The organism is Methylobacterium sp. E-016, from assembly GCF_022829745.1.
Lineage (GTDB): Bacteria > Pseudomonadota > Alphaproteobacteria > Rhizobiales > Beijerinckiaceae > Methylobacterium.
Map to the genome: position 1 here is coordinate 1 of NZ_JAKSYF010000155.1, position 1,197 is coordinate 1,197.

Genomic DNA, 1,197 nt, shown 5'->3' on the forward strand with positions numbered 1-1,197 from the left:
ACCATGGCCAAAGAGAAGTTTGCCCGCACGAAGCCGCACTGCAACATCGGCACGATCGGTCACGTTGACCACGGCAAGACGTCGCTGACGGCGGCGATCACGAAGGTCTTGGCGGAGTCCGGCGGGGCGACGTTCACGGCCTACGACCAGATCGACAAGGCTCCGGAGGAGAAGGCGCGCGGGATCACGATCTCGACGGCGCACGTGGAGTACGAGACGACGAACCGGCACTACGCGCACGTCGACTGCCCCGGTCACGCCGACTACGTGAAGAACATGATCACGGGCGCGGCGCAGATGGACGGCGCGATCCTGGTGGTGTCGGCGGCCGACGGCCCGATGCCGCAGACCCGCGAGCACATCCTGCTGGCGCGCCAGGTCGGCGTTCCGGCGCTGGTGGTGTTCCTCAACAAGGTCGACCTCGTCGACGACGCCGAGCTGCTCGAGCTCGTCGAGATGGAAGTGCGCGAGCTTCTGTCGAAGTACGACTTCCCCGGCGACGACATCCCGATCACCAAGGGCTCGGCCAAGGTCGCGCTCGACAACGGCGACAAGGCGGTCGGGCACGACGCGGTGCTGGCGTTGATGAAGACGGTGGACGACTACATCCCACAGCCGGAGCGCCCGATCGACATGCCGTTCCTGATGCCGATCGAGGACGTGTTCTCGATCTCGGGCCGCGGCACGGTGGTGACGGGCCGGGTCGAGCGCGGCATCGTCAAGGTCGGCGAGACGGTGGAGATCGTCGGCATCCGCGACACCCAGACCACGACGGTCACGGGCGTCGAGATGTTCCGCAAGCTGCTCGACCAGGGCCAGGCGGGCGACAACGTCGGCGTGCTGCTGCGCGGCACCAAGCGCGAGGACGTCGAGCGCGGCCAGGTCGTGTGCAAGCCGGGCTCGGTCAAGCCCCACACCAAGTTCAAGGCCGAGGCCTACATCCTGACCAAGGAGGAGGGCGGGCGCCACACGCCGTTCTTCACCAACTACCGGCCGCAGTTCTACTTCCGCACCACCGACGTGACCGGCGTGTGCGTGCTGCCCGAGGGCACCGAGATGGTGATGCCGGGCGACAACGTGACCATGGACGTCACGCTGATCGTGCCGGTGGCCATGGAGGAGAAGCTGCGCTTCGCCATCCGCGAGGGCGGCCGAACCGTCGGCGCCGGCGTCGTCGCCGCCATCAACGCGTAGTCG

General features: G+C 67.4%; 1 protein-coding gene. It reads left to right on the top strand.

Annotation, left to right across the window (positions count from 1 at the left end):
- Positions 1–3 precede the first annotated feature (3 nt).
- The gene (gene tuf / locus MKK68_RS22990; RefSeq protein WP_147729937.1) at positions 4–1,194 is read left to right on the top strand and encodes an elongation factor Tu; all 1,191 of its coding nucleotides are present in this window, start codon (positions 4–6) and stop codon (positions 1,192–1,194) included.
- The last annotated feature ends 3 nt before the right edge of the window (positions 1,195–1,197 follow it).

What these genes read in the sequence shown, in the direction of transcription:
- tuf (WP_147729937.1), top strand. Translation starts at nt 4, where the DNA reads ATGGCCAAAGAGAAGTTTGCCCGCACGAAGCCGCACTGCAACATCGGC.